The sequence below is a fragment of the Bacillus sp. SW14 genome (assembly GCF_047608225.1).
GTDB classification, from domain to species: Bacteria; Bacillota; Bacilli; order Bacillales; family Bacillaceae; genus Bacillus; species Bacillus subtilis_G.
In genome coordinates this window covers 3781168-3799104 of sequence record NZ_JBLKRW010000001.1, presented here as the reverse complement: position 1 = coordinate 3799104, position 17937 = coordinate 3781168, and the positions used below count along the sequence as shown (strand labels likewise).

Sequence of the window (17937 nt, the reverse complement as noted above, 5' to 3'; positions counted from 1 at the left end):
AGGGATTTAAACATGACTGTACAGGCAACTACCGCAAAAGAAGTGTCACAAAAAATTTTTAACAAAGAACCTTTATACATTCTTGATGTGCGTAATGAAAATGATTTTAGCGATTGGAAAATTGAAGGACATGATTTTGAACATTTGAATGTGCCTTATTTCGACCTTTTAGATGGCGTGGAAGATATCTTAGGGGAAATTCCTTCCGATAAAGAAGTGCTAGTCGTATGCGCAAAAGAAGGTTCATCTGTAATGGTATCCGAGATGCTTTCAGAAGCCGGTCTTTCTGTATCGTATCTTAAAGGTGGTATGAAAGCGTGGAGCGAGCATTTAGAGCCGGTAAAAGTCGGCGATTTAAAAGACGGCGGTGAGATGTATCAGTTTGTGAGAATCGGCAAAGGCTGTCTGTCATACATGGTGATTTCCAATGGTGAAGCGGCGATTATTGATGCGACACGTATGGCGGGTGTCTTTATGGATTTTGCAAAGGAAAAGGGTGCGGCGATTACCCATGTATTTGATACACACCTTCACGCAGACCATATTTCAGGCGGCAGAGTGATTGCCGAAAAAACAAAAGCAACCTACTGGTTACCGCCTAAAGATGCTGAAGAAGTGGTATTCGATTATCAGCCGTTGGAAGAAGGAAATGACGTTGTCATTGGAAAAACAACGATTAGAATTCAACCAATTTATTCTCCTGGGCATACAATTGGCTCCACTTCTTTCATTATAGATGATCGGTATCTCCTTTCAGGTGATATCTTGTTTATCGATTCAATCGGCAGACCGGATTTAGCCGGTATGGCAGAAGATTGGGTAGGAGATTTAAGAAAAACGCTTTATAACCGTTACAAAGCGTTATCAAAGGATTTAATCGTATTACCGGCACACTTTATGATCATTGATGAGTTAAATGAGGATGGAAGTGTAGGTAAAAAATTAAGTACATTATTTACCGAGAATCATGGTTTGAACATTGCGGATGAAACAGAATTTAGACACCTAGTGACAAATCATTTGCCTCCGCAGCCAAATGCATATCAAGAGATTCGCGAAACAAATATGGGGAAAATCAATCCAGATGAAGAAAAACAGCGTGAAATGGAGATTGGGCCAAACCGTTGTGCAATTCGGTAACACAACCATTCTATTAAAAGAGGAGAGAGATGAACATGAAATCAGCTAAAGTATTAGACGCAAAAGGACTGGCATGCCCTATGCCAATCGTCAGAACGAAGAAAGCGATGAATGAACTGGATTCAGGTCAAATATTAGAAGTGCATGTAACAGATAAGGGAGCTAAAAGTGATCTGGCAGCTTGGTCTAAATCCGGCGGGCATGACCTTTTAGAGCAAACTGAAGAAGGCGATGTACTGAAATTCTGGATTCAAAAAGGCTAATGAATGTGAAAGGGTATCGAATAAAAAGATACCCTTATTCTTTGAAAAGGAGGAAACCCGCATGGACATTGCCTTTATGATCACTCTTTTCATTATAGGGTTTATTGGTGCCTTTATTTCCGGAATGATTGGTATTGGCGGATCAGTTGTTAATTATCCAATGCTATTGTACATTCCTTCTTTAGTGGGAGTGATGTCATTAACCGCTCATGAAGTTTCAGGGATAGGAGCTATTCAAGTCTTCTTTGCGACACTTGGCGGTGTTTGGGCTTATCGTAAGAGTGGGTTTTTAAATAAAGCAATAATCATTTACATGGGAAGCAGTATTTTTATAGGGAGTGTATTAGGGAGTTACATTTCTCATCGCATATCTGAACAAGGAATGAACTTCGTATACGGTATTTTGGCTATTATAGCTGTTATATTAATGTTTATACCTAAAAAAGGACAAGAACATAGGGATGGCGAAGAAGTCATATTTCATAAATGGTTAGCTTCATCTTTAGCCTTTATCATTGGCGGAGTATCAGGTATTTTAGGAGCTGGCGGCGCCTTTGTCCTCGTTCCTATTATGTTATCAATTTTAAATATTCCTGTAAGAATCACCGTCGCTTCATCTCTTGCGGTTACATTTCTATCATCTATTGGCGCAACAGTTGGAAAGGTAATCACAGGACAGGTGCTTTTTGTACCAGCTTTGGTTCTTATGATCGCTAGTTTAATTGCTTCTCCTATTGGCGCAAAAGTTGGACAAAAGGTAAATACAAAATTCCTGCAATGGATTTTAGCGCTATTAATATCAGCGACAGCCATTAAAATCTGGATAGGGTTCCTTTGGGGATAAAATGTTGAGCGTTAACCTTTTGAATAAGGCCCAAGCGAACAAATGGCGGAAGGCGATTATTACTGTGATGTTGCTCAAAAGAATAATGGTTATACCATATACTGTTTACGTGAATGCAAAAATTTAACCGTGTTTAACCTCTTAGAGGCTGAAGGTATGAGTCTGACAAACTGCTATATGTAAAAGAAAAACAAGCATCATGTGAAATGCTTGTTTTTCTAAAGAATCATTCACTTACTGTGAGATGTTTCTTTTGATTAATATTGTATGCCACTAGACATACGGCGCTATAAAATACTAATGCGACACCCAGTAATAATATGATCCAATGAAAAGTACCAGATAATTCAATGGTATTGCTCACCACATTTAGAATGTTTCCAACTGATAGGAGAGCTAATAGAATAGGTAGATTTTTTAGCAAGTGATCACACTCCAAACTTTGTTCAATATGAATATATCATACTTTAAAAGCCTTTATTTATAGCAAGGAACTCAGGTGAAAAAAGTTTGGCGATAACTGATTAATGAATCACCATGATGTCAATGAGTCGCTTGATTTTTTCATCGTCTCCTGTATCGACGTACACTGTTTTTTTATTGTTAATGATATTCTCAGTCACTTCCCGCATTACGCCTTGATCTAAATCATCAGCGGAATCCCAGCGTAAAGGCACATTGTATACATGAATCGTGCCATCTCCGTTACCATGATAAGTGACTGATCCATCCACTAATCGAGAACCAGCTAACTGGATCATATCTTCTGGGTAGCTGGCACTGGTGTCATCATTAGGATTGATGGGTTCGCCAGCCGAAATGTGCCGAACATTCAATTCATCTATCTCTTGATTAGGTCCAAGCTGCAGCCAAACACGGGCATATTCGATTTTCTCAGAAGAATATGCTGCCAATACATCGTCTTCTTTGCCTTTCTCCTCATTTTTTGCTTTTTCTGAAGAGGTGTCATCTGATTCAACTGTTGCGAATTCTTCTAATCCCGTTGTTGGCTCTGATTCATCTTTGCTTATTTTGTTGCTGTCTTCATTATCATTACGATCTTCGTCAGTTTGTGCAGCAGTATCATCATTTGAAGTTTGTTGTGATTCTACGTTCTTACTGCCCGCACACCCAGCAAGCAATAAGGCGAGCAGCAGGAGGGCGGCATTGCAGTAAAATATCTTTCCGAGTTTCCTCATTCTTTCATTCCTCTCATCAACTAGGTTTCATCTTCATGTAAAAGTCATGGATCTAAATATTACCATACAATAGATATGATCGTTTGTTTGAAATTTGTTTGAAAAGAGATTTATGGTTAGCTTCGTACTTAAGAATTCTTAAAAACTTTTGCCCCTTTTTCTTCAGGTTTTCAATCTATGAGCGCAATAGAGAAAAAACGTATCATTGGAAGTGGCAAATGAAGAACAGCTTCGAGTTCTTCGGCCGCATGAAAAATATCGAGGACAGCAAACCCTTGGTATTTTTGTTTACCTCGCCTTACTTTGCAAATCGCCGAGCAGCAGCCACGCACATGATAACGGCGATATTCACTGCCACGAGTGCCCAGCCTACTTTCTCGTGCAGAATCACTGAGGCGAGCAGCAGTCCAAAGAATGGCTGAAGAAGCTGCAACTGCCCAACCGCCGCAATTCCGCCTTGGGCGAGACCTCGATACCAGAAGACGAAGCCGATCAGCATGCTGAATAAGGATACATAGGCAAGACTGAGCAGTGCTGGTATCCCGATGCTCGACCATGAGTCCGGTGTAAAAAAGAACGACAAAGGCAGCATAAGAGGAAGCGACAGAACGAGTGCCCAAGAGATCACCTGCCAGTTCCCCAGACGTCGAGAAAGCCTGGCGCCTTCTGCATAACCAAGCCCGCATACGATGATAGAAGCCAGCATGTATGCGTCGCCGAGCGGGGATGATCCACCGCCTTGGATCAGAGCGAATCCTGCTACTAGTAAGCTGCCAGCCGCTGAGAACATCCAGAAGACTGGCCGGGGACGTTCACCTCCACGGAGTACGCCGAAGACCGCTGTCGCAAGCGGAAGAAGCCCAAGGAAGACAATGGCATGTGCGGAGGTGACATACTGAAGCGCCAAAGCTGTCAGCAATGGGAACCCGATCACCACGCCGAACGCTACCACCAATAATGAAATGATGTCGCTTTTGGCAGGATGCTGTTGCCGAAAGATGAGAAGGAGGCCTCCAGCCAATACACCAGCTATCGCAGCGCGGCATACGGTGAGGAACAATGGGGTGAAGTCCGCCACAGCCAAGCGGGTTGCTGGCAGTGAGCCGCTGAAAATAAGGACGCCTATAAAACCATTTATCCAGCCATTTGTTGTTTTGTTCATTATAATCACTCCAAATAGGATTCTTTTCATTCTTTAACTGTTAATCTGAATTTTCTTAACAAAACTAGCATCTAAGGATTACAATGACTATAAACTGGAATTGACCTTTCATAAACAGCCAGTTTTCATAAAAAAATGCATACCAGTTAGGAGAACAATGTGTAAATGGATATCACGCCTTTTTTAAATAGAAATTTGGATATTCCGCTTTACCAGCAGCTTAATCAGGATTTCAAAGAAAACATGCATCAGGGGCGTATTCAAAAAGGAATGAAGCTCCCTTCAAAAAGACTCTTGGCGAGTCAGCTATCCATCAGCCAAACGACTGTAGAACGTGCCTATGAACAACTTGCTGCTGAGGGCTATATCGTGAGCAAGCCAAGAAGCGGGTGGTTTGCTGATTATGACGATTCTGATTTTGCCTATCGTAAAATGCCGCGCACATTACCCATTCAACAAAAAGAGCAGGAACATAAAGAGTGGATTGATTTTCACTATGGAAATGTAGATTCTTCTTACTTTCCTTTTTCCGCATGGCGAAAAAGCATGGTCAATAGTTTAGACCAATATGGACACGAGCTTTATCGGCCGGGACATGTTTTAGGAGAGTTTGAGCTGAGGACGCTCATTGCAGAGTATCTGTATCAATCACGGGGTGTTCATTGTGTCCCTGAACAAGTGATTATAGGTGCCGGGAACCCTATCCTTCTCCAAATCTTGTGTCAAGTTTTTGATCAGAATATTTTCATAGGATATGAGGATCCGGGTTATCCGAGAGCACGCGAGATTTTTGAAGCCAATCGTATGAATATTCTTCCTATACCAGTCGATGATGAAGGAATCTGTATACAGAAGATCAAAGAACAGCAGCCAAATCTTGTGTATGTCACGCCTTCTCACCAATTTACGCTAGGAACCATTATGACGATTAACAGAAGAATTCAGCTGCTTAAATGGGCTGCTGAGAATCAGTCATTTATCATAGAGGATGATTATGATGGGGAGTTTAGATACACCGGACAGCCGGTCCCATCCTTACAAGGACTGGACCAGGATAACCGTGTCATTTATATGGGCACTTTTTCTAAGTCTCTTCTTCCCTCGCTGCGTATCAGCTATATGATTCTTCCTTCGTCTCTTTTAAAAAAAGGCCATGAAATCGCGTCTTTATATAAGCAAACGGTGTCCTGCCACAGTCAGCTCACGCTAGCTGACTTTATAAAAAATGGAGAGTGGCAAAAACACATCAACAGAATGAGAAAGCTTTACCGTAAAAAAAGAGCCATTTTACTAGAGACTGTGCAAAGAGAATTAGGAGAGCATGTCAGGATTCGCGGAGAAAACTCTGGACTTCGCATCTTACTCGACGTTTATTTGCCATTTAGCGAAAAAGAGTTAATTGAGAAGGCGAAGGAACATGGAGTGAAAATTTATCCTGTTGCTCCTTCTTATCAAAACCATCCCCCTGCTAAAAGAGTGTCGCTTGGATTTGCAGGGGTTCCTGAATTTAACATACGAGAAGGTATAAAAAAACTGAAAGCTGCCTGGAAGATATAAGGAAGCTTTCAGCTGTTTTATTAAGTATGAAATAGAGTGGTACCAGCAATAGACAGCTTACAGAAATGATTGACGAATCCTTTTAAAAGGCATGTTTTTAGCGGGGAAATTCTATTATGGTATAGTTTACTTATAACAAAATATTTGAAATGAGGAATGGCATGAATACAAACGAAAAACATAAGAAATTTAAAGCGAAAATCATCCTGCAAGTCATCATGGTCATAATCGGAGGCATCATAGCGGCATATGGACTGGAAACGGTGCTCATTCCAAACAGCGTATCTGATGGAGGGGTGACAGGCCTCAGCATTGTTGGGTCACAGCTGTTCCATTTGCCGCTGGGGATTCTGATTGCCGCTCTTAACATTCCGTTTGTCTGGTTAGGATATAAGCAAATTGGAAAACGCTTTGCGTTATTATCAATTATCGGAATCGCATCACTTGCCGCGGGTACAAGTTTTATGCACCACACTCCAGCCATCATCGAAGGGGATACTTTGTTGATAACCGTTGTCGGCGGGATTATCCTTGGGTTTGGAATGGGGCTGGCGCTGCGTAATGGCGGCGCATTAGATGGAATTGATATGCTTGCAGTGCTGCTGTCCCGAAAACTGCCATTCGGAACGAGCGATCTCATTCTATTCTTAAACCTTTTTGTATTTATTTTTGTTTCCACCGTATTTGGTTTGCAAGGGGCATTGCTTTCAGTCATTGCTTACTACATTGCATCCAAAGTCATTCATGTTGTGGAGGAAGGCTTAAGCGGTTCTAAAATGTTTCAAATTATTACAACCCAACCTGAATTGATGGTAGAGACCATACGTGATCAATTAGGCCGAAGCGCCACATACAAAGAAGCTTACGGGGGTTTTTCCCATGAGAAATTCAAAGAAATCACATGTGTCATCAACCGGTTAGAAGAAACCAAACTAAAAGAAATTATTAATGACATTGATAAAACCGCTTTTGTTACCGTATATGACGTAGCTGAAGTGAAGGGCAGCAATTTTAGAAGGGTCAATCATCATTAGAAAAAAGAGTGACGAATGGCAAAACAGCCATCATATGTTTTGACGAGCCTTATGAAGCTGTTTGCTCATGATTTGTTGAAATCCTGTTCCCATCAAGCAGGATTTTTTCTTGTTTAGGTAAATATAAACGATTGATTATATAAGAATAAACTTATATAATGATGTTGTGAAAAACGTAATGTTCATTTTTATGTACGGACAGTGCCTCTTTTTTATTGGGGTGTATAATCACTGGGCCAATATATCATGATTTTATAATGTATTGGGTTAAAGGAGGAGTTCATTTGACTGTTGATACAAAAATAGGAGTTGCAGCAATGACTAGCTGTTTAAAAATACTTAGTGATCAAACAAGGCTGATGATGATGACATTATTTTTTGAAAAAGAATATTGTGTCTGTCAATTGGTTGATATGTTCGACATGAGTCAGCCAGCCATAAGCCAGCATTTGCGAAAATTAAAAAACGCAGGATTTGTGAACGAGGACAGAAGAGGGCAATGGCGTTACTATTCAATCAATCAATCATGCCCCGAGTTTGATACATTGCAATTGATTTTGCATCAAATCGATCAGGAAGACGAATTGTTACTGCACATCAAACAAAGGGAAACTCAAGCGTCTTGCCAGTAAGGAGGTATTAGATTGACTTCAGTCATTTTGGCTTTAGCTATATTTTTATTCACTTTAGTATTGGTCATATGGCAGCCGAGAAACTTATCTATCGGATGGTCAGCCTGTGGAGGAGCTGCTTTGGCTTTAATAGCCGGCGTTGTCGATTTTCAAGATGTGTTAACTGTGACAGGGATTGTTTGGAATGCGACATTGGCTTTTGTGGCCATCATTATTATCTCGTTAATCCTTGATAACATTGGTTTCTTTGAATGGGCAGCGCTTCATATGGCTAAGGCTGCAAAAGGAAACGGTGTGCGCATGTTCATTTATGTATCTATATTAGGAGCTATCGTCGCAGCATTATTTGCAAACGACGGCGCGGCCCTTATATTGACACCAATTGTATTAGCGATGGTCAGAGCTTTAAACTTCAATGAAAAATTAGTTTTTCCTTTTATCATTGCCAGCGGGTTTATTGCAGATACGACTTCGCTTCCGTTAGTTGTGAGCAATTTGGTCAACATCGTTTCAGCGGACTATTTTGATATTACGTTTATTGATTATGCATCCAGAATGATTGTCCCTAACTTGTTCTCATTACTGGCGAGTATCATTGTACTTTACCTTTTCTTCAGAAAAAGCATACCAAAACGTTATGATTTGACTGAGGTTAAAAGACCTGCAGAAGCAATAAAAGATCAAAATATGTTCAAACTATCATGGTATATCTTAGGGCTGCTGTTAATTGGATACTTTGCAAGTGAATTTTTCTCTATTCCCGTATCAGTGGTAGCGGGCATCATTGCCATCTTTTTCTTAATTGCTGCACAAAAGAGCCCAGCCATTCATACAAAGCAAGTGCTGAAAGGGGCGCCTTGGGCTATCGTGTTCTTTTCGATCGGCATGTACGTTGTTGTGTACGGTGTCCGTAATGCCGGATTGACAGATGTCCTTTCGGATGTGATTCAAGCTCTGGCTGATCAAGGGTTATTTGCGGGTACGATTGGAATGGGCTTTATCGCGGCGATTCTTTCTTCCGTTATGAATAACATGCCGACTGTCATGATTGATGCATTGGCTATTGCCGGCACAGATACACATGGAATGATGAGAGAAGCGCTTATATATGCAAATGTTATCGGTTCAGATTTAGGACCTAAAATCACGCCGATTGGTTCCTTGGCGACACTATTATGGCTCCATGTCCTTTCACAGAAAGGCGTGAAGATTTCCTGGGGCACTTATTTTAAAACAGGAATCATACTGACAATACCAACATTATTTATTACACTTGTCGGCCTGTATATTTGGCTGATGATCATCCATTAATGTTTCAAAAAGGAGCAGATTAATATGTCAAAGAAAACGATTTACTTTTTATGCACTGGAAATTCCTGCCGCAGTCAAATGGCTGAAGGATGGGGGAAAAAATACCTTGGAGACAAGTGGAACGTGTACAGCGCAGGAATCGAGGCCCATGGATTAAATCCTAATGCTGTGAAAGCGATGAAAGAAGCGGGGATTGATATCTCCAATCAAACCTCGGATATGATTGATCCGAACATTTTAAACAATGCTGATTTGGTTGTGACTCTCTGTGGTGATGCAGCTGACAAATGTCCAATGACGCCTCCGCATGTAAAACGTGAGCATTGGGGATTTGATGATCCGGCAAAAGCACAAGGAACAGACGAAGAAAAATGGGCGTTTTTCCAAAGAGTGCGTGATGAAATTGGCGAGCGCTTAAAACAGTTTGCTGAAACTGGGGAATAAGTAATAGATATACTCAGCGTGTATTGTTCAACAGGTGTCTGCGAGCTAAGTGCAGACACCTGTTTTTTGGTTTAACTTGACTGTGATCCGTGAACTGTCCGCTTTAAAAGGAAAGTTATTTAGCTTGTGACAGAGGAAAATTGATTTTGTAAACAGAATCATGAAGGAGACGCTGTTTTAAAGGAGTTGTCAGTTTGCAGGAGTTAACAAAAGAAAAATATAATGGCATAAAAACAAGGTTTCATGAAAAAGTTTGCCCAACATTTGTCTATTCAATATTAGAACAAACGATTCCGGGAGTTGTTTATGTAGATGACCACACCTTCCCTAAATCATTTTTGATAGGGACCGAATCCGGAATTTACTTTATTGCGGGAGAAGAGGGGAATCAAGATTTTAATGATTTCATTGCTGAATATTATGGAAAACAAGCGAAACCAACAAAAAGATTTACCTTGTTTAGCTCTAGCGATACATGGGACAGAGTAATGAAAACAATCCTGAAAGACGAATTGAATCAAATGAAAAGAGTCGCATTTTCTTTTCAGCAAAAACCTTCTATAACGGAATTACAACTTCCAAAGGGGTTTGTTTTAAAAAGGATAGACGAAGACATCATCTCAAACAGCACGGAATTTAACAAAACATATTATGAGGAGTATTGGGATTCTGTCTCGCATTTTTCATCAAAAGGCTTTGGGTTTGCCGTATTACATGATAATCATGTTGTGAGTGAGTGTACCTCGATATTTTCAGGGCGTAATCGTGCGGAAATGGATATCTATACACTTGAAGAATACAGAGGCATGGGTTTAGCTTATTGTGTAGGAAGTGAGTTTATCGATTTTTGTCTGAAAAATGGAATGGTGCCTAGTTGGGATTGTGATGTTAACAACAAATCTTCCTTTAGTTTAGCAGCAAAACTAGGCTTTAAGGCAATGACCGAATACTCTATTTTCTATTCTGGAAAATCGTAAAAACATTGATCTGAAAAAAGAGAGAAGAGATAAGCACTCTTCTCTACCTGAGTCAGCGGTTATGAATTTGTTTTAAGGTTCCAGATGTAATTGCCGGCGAAGTGTTTTCGATAAGTCCTTTATTTTTTTATCCTCACCTTTTATTTCGATCTATTTTACATGTTGAACGGCTTTTTTATAAGAATGTTGAATCTCGGTCATTTTATCCAATGTGAAGTTCGTTTGAATATTCTAATGCGGTCAAAATTCCTTGATCTTTTTTTAATGATTTTAATTGTGCGCCTTCGTGAATAATTTCGTTAATGATTTCGCGCTCAAAGAAGTTACCAAATGATATCGGTATCTTCTTTATTTGTGTCTAAGAGCGTTTTCGTGCCATTTCATTTGATTTTAAATAGGTGAAACATACCCCGCCGACTGTAACCACTCCGCCTAGCAGAGAAATAAATGCGGGTATTTCACCTATCCACAACCAAGAAATGATCAAGGCTAAAGCCGGTGTTACATAAAGTGAAAGGGTTGCTTCTGAAGCACCGACGAGTGAAGTGACATATGCAAGTGCAAAGTATGGCACAACTGTTGGCAATAAACCTAAATAAACAATAGACAGTGTTGCGCTCATGGAAGCGTTTATTACTTCCTCGCCTAAGCCGGGCAGAAACACAAGCATAGGTAATGTCCCGCCCCAAATGGTGAATGTGACGAATGGAATAAAACCATATTTTTTTATATAACGGGGTTGGAAAACGAAGTAAATACTCTCCGAAAAAGCTGCCAGCAGAATAAAAAGTATACCTTTCATTGAATATGTATAGTCTCCTGCCCCGAATGCAATCAATGAAACACCTAATAAACTGATCATAGAGCCAATCCACTTAGCGATTCCAAAATGCTCACCAAAAAGCAGGCGAGAGAACATGGCTGAAAAAATTGGTGCCGTGGTGACGAGTAAGCTTGCAACTCCGGCACTCACTGTTTTTTCACCGATATTCAGCAAACTGTGATAGAGTGCAAAACCTAAAAATCCTAAAAAGAAAATGGCAGGAATGTCCTTCATGTCAGGTAAGCGCATCTGTGTAAAAAACGCAAAAAGCAACAATGCCAGAGAGCCGACTAATAAACGAAATAAAGCAAGATGTTCTGGTGTGTAATCTTCCAGGCCTGCGCGAATCCCAGGAAAAGCTGATGCCCACAAACCGATCATCAGACTGTTAGATATGATCATTTGAACTGTTTTCTTTCTCATTTTTTCCACTCCTCTTTACAAAAGCCAACCAGTTATTTTAATGTGTTTCTATACTAATAAAGATTTGCTAATAGGGCTTCAACCAGTTAAACAGATTTTGACCCAACCAATTTAGTTGTAAGGAGACTGCTTTCATGAGCTTTCCAGAAGAAAAAAAGATGAAAAAGCTTCCTAAGTACAGACAAATCGTTCACTTTATTAAGGAGAAAATAGGAAATGGGGAGTGGCCGATTGGAAGCAAGATTCCAAGCCAGCGCACGCTTGCAAAAGACTTTCATGTAAATCGAAGCACCGTGATTACAGCCTTAGAGGAATTGATGGCAGATGGGTTAATAGAAGGCAGAATGGGGAAAGGCACAGTTGTTATCAACAATACATGGACACTACTAGCTAAGAATTCTGCTCCTGATTGGGATCAATATGTAACCTCTGGAATTCAGCAGCCCAGCCAAAAAATCGTGCAAGAGATAAACCAATCAGAATCAAATACGGACCTTATACAGCTCAGTAAAGGCGAGCTTTCAACTGAAATTTTTCCTTTGCGAACTATGCAAGAGATGATGGGCAAGGTATCTCAAAACATGGAAGCGTTCGGATACGAGGAGCCAAAAGGATACTTTCCGTTGAGAGAGGCATTAAGCAACTATTTAAAAACCTTTGGAATCAATGCCTCACCGTCTTCCATTCTGATTGTTTCGGGAGCATTGCAAGCCCTGCAACTGATATCAATGGGGCTTTTGCAAAGGGGATCAACCGTTTATCTTGATCAGCCATCCTACCTTTATTCATTACACGTATTTCAATCAGCTGGCATGAAACTGACTGGGCTTCCTATGGATAATGAGGGACTTTTGCCGGGAAATCTTCAGATGACAAGAGGGGAACGGGGAAGGGCTATATTATATACAAATCCTTGTTTTCATAATCCAACCGGTATTTTAATGTCAAAAAAGAGGCGGGAAGAAATCCTTGCGGCAAGTGGGAATACACAGCTTCCCATGATTGAAGATGACATTTATCGAGAGTTATGGATCGATGAAGTTCCGCCCTATCCTATCAAAACAATAGATAAAAATGGGCATGTGCTATACATAGGCAGTTTATCAAAAACGTTAAGTCCGGGCTTGAGGATTGGATGGATCGTCGGTCCGGAACCCGTGATTGAACGTTTATCCGATATTAAAATGCAAACAGATTACGGATCTAGTTCGTTATCCCAGCGAGTAGCGGCAGAGTGGTTTACATCGGGCCAATACCAGCAGCATTTAGAAAAGGTCAGAAAGCAATTAAAGGTGAGAAGAGATTTGGCCTTGAGTGCATTAGAAACCCATTTGAAAGATGTTGCGACATGGAACATCCCAAAGGGAGGATTCTTTGTCTGGATAAAAATATTGCCTCCAATATCAATGAAATTACTTTATACAAAAGCTTTATCAAAAGGCATTCTTCTCAATCTCGGCAGTATCTATGCTCAGGAAAAAGGGAATCATGTTCGCTTATCATATGCTTATGCATCTCTTGATGACCTCCAAAAGGGGATTTATGAGTTGGGTTTGATGATCAAGAAGTTGGCAAGTAAATAAACTTTATAGCCTTAAATGGATGTTTCACTAAAAAAGAGACCAAGCCAAATGATAGCTTGATCTGATAATCATAAGTCATGGCTCGGTCTCTAAAAAGGTAAAGATGGTCATGTTTCTGAACGAAAGGTCTTTCCTATTTCTCTTCCCAAGCCAAAATAATGTCTAAAATTATAGATAAGCGGACTCCATTTTGAAGGATTTATGTGGTTTTCGTTCAATATGATGCTTTCCTCGGCGTGAAAATGTAATGCCTGCGTCTCTACAATCGCAAATGATGGTTCATATTCAGGAATCCGAATATGCTTGACTTCGGCTTCAATTTGAATCGGGCATTCTTTAATGCGTGTTGGTGATACTGTCTTTGATTGTAAAGGTGATAACCCTGCTGACTCGTATTTTTCTTTTTGATATGTAAATCCGAGCTGTTTCTTCAAATGCGGTATATTCCTTTTTCCGCTATAAGACGAAATTCTTTCAACATTTTCCCATAATTCCGGGCTAGGCAAGTTTATGACACATTCTTTGTGTCTTTCCAAATTTTCAATGGCTTTTCCTCCTAGGCCTACTCCAAGGACAATATAGTTTCCAAGAGCCCAAGAAGAAGACATAGGACTAATATTAGTGGTTCCATCCTCATTCAATGTCGTCAGAATAAATGTTGAGGTGCCATAATACATGATTTTTGGTTTAATTTCTTTAAAATGAAGAGTGTCTTGTTTTTTAATGTCCAATGCTTATTCCTCCTTGTCATCATGACATTCATATTGTAAAGGTTTAACATTTCAACTATCATCGAAATATGAATGTAAGGAGGAAAAACATGAATCCTAATATCGCAAAAATCTCTGCATTGTTATCTGATCCCTCGCGTTCTTCCATTCTTCTCACCCTAATGGATGGAAGGATACACCCTGCGGGAGAGCTTGCATATCTCGCTAACATTAAACCTCAAACCGCAAGTTTTCACCTGAAAAAATTGCTTGAAGAAGAGCTGATCAGCGTAGAGAAGCATGGAAGACATAGGTATTACAGATTGTCTGACTCAGATGCAGCAAACGTGATTGAGCAATTGCTTCTGATTGCCCCTAAAGCCAAAGTCACATCTTTAAAAGATTCAAAAGAGAAAAGTGACTTGCATTTCGCCCGCACCTGTTATGATCATTTGGCAGGTTATGTGGGCGTGCAAATCACTCATTCACTGGTTGAGCAGGGGATGTTAAAAAAAGCCGATTTAGACTTTGAGGTAACTTCAGAGGGTTCTTTGTTCTTTTCGAATTTAGGCATTAACGAAGAGCAGCAGCGAAATAAGCGGAGAGCATTTGCCCGCTGCTGTTTGGATTGGAGTGAGCGGCAGCATCATATTGCAGGAGCGTTAGGAAACGCCCTATTGGTGCGAATGTTAGAGGAAGAATGGATCGTTCGTATGCCTAAAACAAGAGCGATTAAGATGACACAAAGCGGGAGAGCGGCATTTGAGAAATACTTTAAAATGAATATTTAGGGAATTTTTTATTAAGGGAATAAGAAAGAAGGAGTAAGATTCGTTAAGAATCTTACTCCTTCTTATTATCTTGAAGTTGCTTGGTTCCCCATTGCAATAGAAATGCGATTCCAACTGTTTATTTGATTGATGATGAAAACAAGGTCAACGTATTGTTTTTCATCATAATGTTCACGCACTCGATGATACAGCGCGTCGGAAACCCTTTTCGTTGGAATAAGCGTAATGTGTTCAGAGAGTTCGAGCGCTGCTTTCTCTTCAGGTGAATAAAAATCACATTCATTCCAAGCGTGTAAACAGTAAATTCGCTGTTCAGTTTCACCCATTTTGCGGGCATCGGAAGTATGCATATCTATGCAGAAGGCACAGCCATTTATTTGAGAAACTCTGATTTTGATTAGTTCTCTCGTCGTTCGGTTAATTGAAGATTGTTTCGTGTATTTCTCCATATCCATCATCATCTTCATACCTTCAGGTGCAACATCATATTAGGACACTCTTTGGCTCATAAGGCAAGACTCCTTTCCTCAAGATACATTAGATTGTATTCCGCTATTGATCATTTTACCAATATGCAATTTGTATGGCGTCTATTTCACTATCTTTTGGCAAGAAGCTGCTTTGAATAAAAATAGGGATAGCCAACAATGATGAGCGGAGCTGCTAATGCAAGCAGGATCCATGAGCCTGAGTGACTGTCTCTAATGACTCCAATGAATATACAAGTACCGATGAGAAAATATAATAAAGTAGCTAAAAACCAATACATATTCATTCCTCTTTTTCTTTACACGTGATCTTTGATTGAGTATTTTTGTTGCTATGCTTGTCTGTTTTTTCGTTCGCATGGCTTAATCGATCAGGGCACTGATTTTTTGACACTTTCTCAGTTCGGATACCTTTTCTTTTTAATGATAAAATGGTGTGATCAATCGATTTCAAGTTGATCATTCCTTCTATGAATAGTGACTTCTTCAGTATTGTAAATGTAAATTTGAAAAGATAAAACGTACATAAAGGCAGAACGCTTATGTACGTTTGGGCAATGATCACATGTTGGGAACGCTAATGCTTTACTGCATCTTTGTATTGTTGAGTTCTCTCTCTTCTTATAAAATGATGGGATAAATGTATGTCTGGTTCGAGTGTGTATCGCTTCTGTCAATGGAAAGGAAGTGGATGAGGTTTGCGTATAAGGAATCCTTTCGAAGAAAAATACTACTCACATGATAGACGGGCATTAAATATGCTTGCACTCAGAGTTCCGGGACTGGCTTTTATTCTCATGATCTATGTAGCCTCTATCGTGCTGCAATTTATTATTGGGAGCTGGTCCATTTTATTGCTTAACGTGTTTACAGTATTGACCGCCATTTTTGCTTTGCTGCATTGGCATTCATATCGCTGGGTTAAGAAAAGGGTCATTCTATATTTTGTGCTGCAAGGTTTGATCACTTTTATACTGGCTAATGTCATGACTGGCTTCTTAGTGCTGGTCATCATTGGCCTTTATGCATTTTTGATTGGGCAGATTGCAGGAATGGCAGACAGAAGAAGGGCTTTCCTCATACTTTATTTATTGCTTCTGCTGTCAATCAATGTACCGCATCAGATTCACAAAGGTGAATATTTGCATTTTCTTGTCATTGCCGTACCTATTATGATCGTGATTATTACTTATGCCGCTACATTATTTTCCCAAGTCGATGAAAAGATAAAAGCGCAGCTGACTCTTGAAAGGCTGGAGCTGGCTCATCAGCAGGTCGAACAGCTGACGCTGCAAAACGAAAGACAGCGTATGGCCCGGGACTTACATGATACGCTTGCTCAAGGGCTGGTCAGTTTAAATATGCAGCTGGATGCTATTCATGTTCATCTTACGAAAGGCAATACAGAGAGAGCAAAAGAAATCATTCAACAATCGATGAAAAGAGTGAGAGGCACATTAGCGGATGCACGTTCAGCGATTGATGATCTGCGCAGCAAATCAGAAGAAATCGGTTTTTTAAAAGAAAGAATTACCTCACTGATGGATCATTTTCAAGAGTCGACAGGCATGGGCGGTTTTTTAGACTACAGATTACATCAGGTGTTAGACGTTCGTACAGCTGAAAACTGTTATTCCATCATTGGGGAATGTATAACGAATGCAGCAAAGCATGCTGAAGCAGATACGATCTCGGTATCCATTTGGGATGATAACGGGGGGCTCCATTTAACGGTCAAAGACAATGGCAAAGGCTTTGATGTTGAAAAGGGCAAGAAAAAGAGAGGACATTATGGGCTTCTCGGCATACAAGAACGCGTCAGAGCAATGAAAGGCCATTTCAATATAAAGAGTACAAAATCTAAAGGAACACAAATTGAGATCACCGTACCAATTCAGGGAGAGATGCAAGATGAATAAGGTTTTAATCGTTGATGACCACCTTGTCGTGAGGGAAGGTCTGAAGCTTTTAATTGAAACGAATGATCACTACACCATTATAGGAGAGGCGGAAAATGGCAAATCAGCAGTCCGCCTTGCAGATGAATTAAAACCGGATATTATTCTCATGGATTTGTATATGCCGGTGATGAGCGGGTTAGAATCCATTAAACAAATCAAAGAAAAACACGACATCCCCATCATTATTTTGACTACGTATAATGAAGATCACTTCATGATCGAAGGAATTGAATTAGGGGCGAAAGGATATCTATTGAAGGATACGAGTTCAGAAACCCTTTTTCATACAATGGATGCAGCAATAAGAGGAAACGTGCTGTTGCAGCCTGATATCTTAAAACGTCTGCAAGAAATTCAATTGGAGCGGATGAAGAAGCAGAACAGTCATACCCAGCTGACAGAAAAGGAAGTCATTGTCCTAAAAGCAATTGCTAAAGGTTTTAAAAGCAAAGCGATCGCCTTTGATTTGGGCGTGTCAGAGAGAACCGTAAAGTCCAGGTTAACGTCCATTTACAATAAATTAGGCGCGAATTCCAGAACTGAAGCAGTGACGATTGCCATGCAAAGAGGCATTCTGACACTAGACAACTAACAT

19 protein-coding genes and 1 pseudogene are annotated in these 17937 nt (G+C 40.2%); 13 read left to right on the top strand and 7 right to left on the bottom strand.

Annotated elements, in window-relative coordinates; translation table 11 throughout:
• Nucleotides 1-8: 8 nt before the first annotated feature.
• From ACMX2I_RS19170 to ACMX2I_RS19160, 3 genes and pseudogenes are all read left to right on the top strand, one after another.
• Nucleotides 9-1140 (top strand): annotated as a pseudogene (locus ACMX2I_RS19170) (MBL fold metallo-hydrolase); the annotation flags it as partial.
• A gap of 35 nt (nt 1141-1175) precedes the next feature.
• Nucleotides 1176-1403 carry a sulfurtransferase TusA family protein gene (locus tag ACMX2I_RS19165; RefSeq protein ID WP_414958041.1) on the top strand — a complete coding sequence of 76 codons (228 nt, stop codon included), beginning with the start codon at nt 1176-1178 and terminating at the stop codon, nt 1401-1403.
• Nucleotides 1404-1464: 61 nt separating this feature from the next.
• On the top strand, nt 1465-2247 hold the full coding sequence (locus tag ACMX2I_RS19160) for a sulfite exporter TauE/SafE family protein (protein WP_414958040.1): 783 nt from the start codon (nt 1465-1467) through the stop codon (nt 2245-2247).
• 524 nt (nt 2248-2771) lie between these two features.
• Here ACMX2I_RS19160 and ACMX2I_RS19155 read toward each other — a convergent pair.
• Both ACMX2I_RS19155 and ACMX2I_RS19150 read right to left on the bottom strand, forming a co-directional pair.
• The gene (locus ACMX2I_RS19155) at nt 2772-3446 is read right to left on the bottom strand and encodes a hypothetical protein (protein ID WP_414958039.1); all 675 of its coding nucleotides are present in this window, start codon (nt 3444-3446) and stop codon (nt 2772-2774) included.
• Nucleotides 3447-3744: 298 nt separating this feature from the next.
• Nucleotides 3745-4608 (bottom strand): DMT family transporter, encoded by an 864-nt coding sequence (locus ACMX2I_RS19150; RefSeq protein ID WP_414958038.1) that lies wholly within the window; start codon nt 4606-4608, stop codon nt 3745-3747.
• 165 nt (nt 4609-4773) lie between these two features.
• Between ACMX2I_RS19150 and ACMX2I_RS19145 the strand changes: the two genes are divergently transcribed.
• From ACMX2I_RS19145 to ACMX2I_RS19120, 6 genes are all read left to right on the top strand, one after another.
• On the top strand, nt 4774-6165 hold the full coding sequence (locus ACMX2I_RS19145) for a PLP-dependent aminotransferase family protein (RefSeq protein WP_414958037.1): 1392 nt from the start codon (nt 4774-4776) through the stop codon (nt 6163-6165).
• A gap of 161 nt (nt 6166-6326) precedes the next feature.
• The gene (locus tag ACMX2I_RS19140; RefSeq protein ID WP_414958036.1) at nt 6327-7199 is read left to right on the top strand and encodes a YitT family protein; all 873 of its coding nucleotides are present in this window, start codon (nt 6327-6329) and stop codon (nt 7197-7199) included.
• 317 nt (nt 7200-7516) lie between these two features.
• Nucleotides 7517-7831 (top strand): ArsR/SmtB family transcription factor, encoded by a 315-nt coding sequence (locus tag ACMX2I_RS19135; protein WP_414958363.1) that lies wholly within the window; start codon nt 7517-7519, stop codon nt 7829-7831.
• A gap of 12 nt (nt 7832-7843) precedes the next feature.
• Nucleotides 7844-9142, top strand: a complete 1299-nt coding sequence (locus ACMX2I_RS19130) for an arsenic transporter (RefSeq protein ID WP_414958035.1) — start codon at nt 7844-7846, stop codon at nt 9140-9142.
• A 24-nt stretch (nt 9143-9166) separates the two neighbouring features.
• A complete protein-coding gene (arsC, locus tag ACMX2I_RS19125) occupies nt 9167-9586 on the top strand; it encodes an arsenate reductase (thioredoxin) (RefSeq protein ID WP_087993550.1) in 420 nt (139 codons plus the stop codon).
• A gap of 194 nt (nt 9587-9780) precedes the next feature.
• Nucleotides 9781-10563, top strand: coding sequence for a GNAT family N-acetyltransferase (locus tag ACMX2I_RS19120; protein WP_414958034.1), 783 nt, complete (start codon nt 9781-9783; stop codon nt 10561-10563).
• 358 nt (nt 10564-10921) lie between these two features.
• Here the strand turns inward: ACMX2I_RS19120 and ACMX2I_RS19115 are convergent, their stop codons facing one another.
• The gene (locus tag ACMX2I_RS19115; protein ID WP_414958033.1) at nt 10922-11809 is read right to left on the bottom strand and encodes a DMT family transporter; all 888 of its coding nucleotides are present in this window, start codon (nt 11807-11809) and stop codon (nt 10922-10924) included.
• Between the two features lie 134 nt (nt 11810-11943).
• On the opposite strand from ACMX2I_RS19115, the gene ACMX2I_RS19110 reads away from it, so the two are divergent.
• The gene (locus ACMX2I_RS19110; RefSeq protein ID WP_414958032.1) at nt 11944-13392 is read left to right on the top strand and encodes a PLP-dependent aminotransferase family protein; all 1449 of its coding nucleotides are present in this window, start codon (nt 11944-11946) and stop codon (nt 13390-13392) included.
• A gap of 107 nt (nt 13393-13499) precedes the next feature.
• On the opposite strand, the gene ACMX2I_RS19105 is transcribed toward ACMX2I_RS19110, so the two are convergent.
• Nucleotides 13500-14123, bottom strand: a complete 624-nt coding sequence (locus ACMX2I_RS19105) for a flavin reductase family protein (RefSeq protein ID WP_414958031.1) — start codon at nt 14121-14123, stop codon at nt 13500-13502.
• 89 nt (nt 14124-14212) lie between these two features.
• On the opposite strand from ACMX2I_RS19105, the gene ACMX2I_RS19100 reads away from it, so the two are divergent.
• Nucleotides 14213-14893: an ArsR/SmtB family transcription factor gene (locus ACMX2I_RS19100; protein ID WP_087993553.1), complete on the top strand. Its 681-nt coding sequence runs from the start codon at nt 14213-14215 to the stop codon at nt 14891-14893.
• A gap of 65 nt (nt 14894-14958) precedes the next feature.
• Here the strand turns inward: ACMX2I_RS19100 and ACMX2I_RS19095 are convergent, their stop codons facing one another.
• From ACMX2I_RS19095 to ACMX2I_RS19085, 3 genes are all read right to left on the bottom strand, one after another.
• Entirely contained in the window at nt 14959-15360 is a 402-nt protein-coding gene (locus ACMX2I_RS19095; RefSeq protein ID WP_414958030.1) for a carboxymuconolactone decarboxylase family protein, read from the bottom strand.
• A gap of 131 nt (nt 15361-15491) precedes the next feature.
• Complete coding sequence (locus tag ACMX2I_RS19090) at nt 15492-15668, bottom strand: hypothetical protein (protein WP_289346539.1); 177 nt, start codon at nt 15666-15668, stop codon at nt 15492-15494.
• Nucleotides 15665-15835, bottom strand: coding sequence for a hypothetical protein (locus ACMX2I_RS19085; protein ID WP_414958029.1), 171 nt, complete (start codon nt 15833-15835; stop codon nt 15665-15667). Before ACMX2I_RS19085 ends, ACMX2I_RS19090 begins: the two co-directional genes overlap by 4 nt.
• Nucleotides 15836-16079: 244 nt before the next feature.
• Between ACMX2I_RS19085 and ACMX2I_RS19080 the strand changes: the two genes are divergently transcribed.
• Together ACMX2I_RS19080 and ACMX2I_RS19075 are read left to right on the top strand one after the other, a co-directional pair.
• On the top strand, nt 16080-17300 hold the full coding sequence (locus ACMX2I_RS19080) for a sensor histidine kinase (RefSeq protein ID WP_414958028.1): 1221 nt from the start codon (nt 16080-16082) through the stop codon (nt 17298-17300).
• On the top strand, nt 17293-17934 hold the full coding sequence (locus ACMX2I_RS19075; RefSeq protein ID WP_414958027.1) for a response regulator: 642 nt from the start codon (nt 17293-17295) through the stop codon (nt 17932-17934). Before ACMX2I_RS19080 ends, ACMX2I_RS19075 begins: the two co-directional genes overlap by 8 nt.
• The last annotated feature ends 3 nt before the right edge of the window (nt 17935-17937 follow it).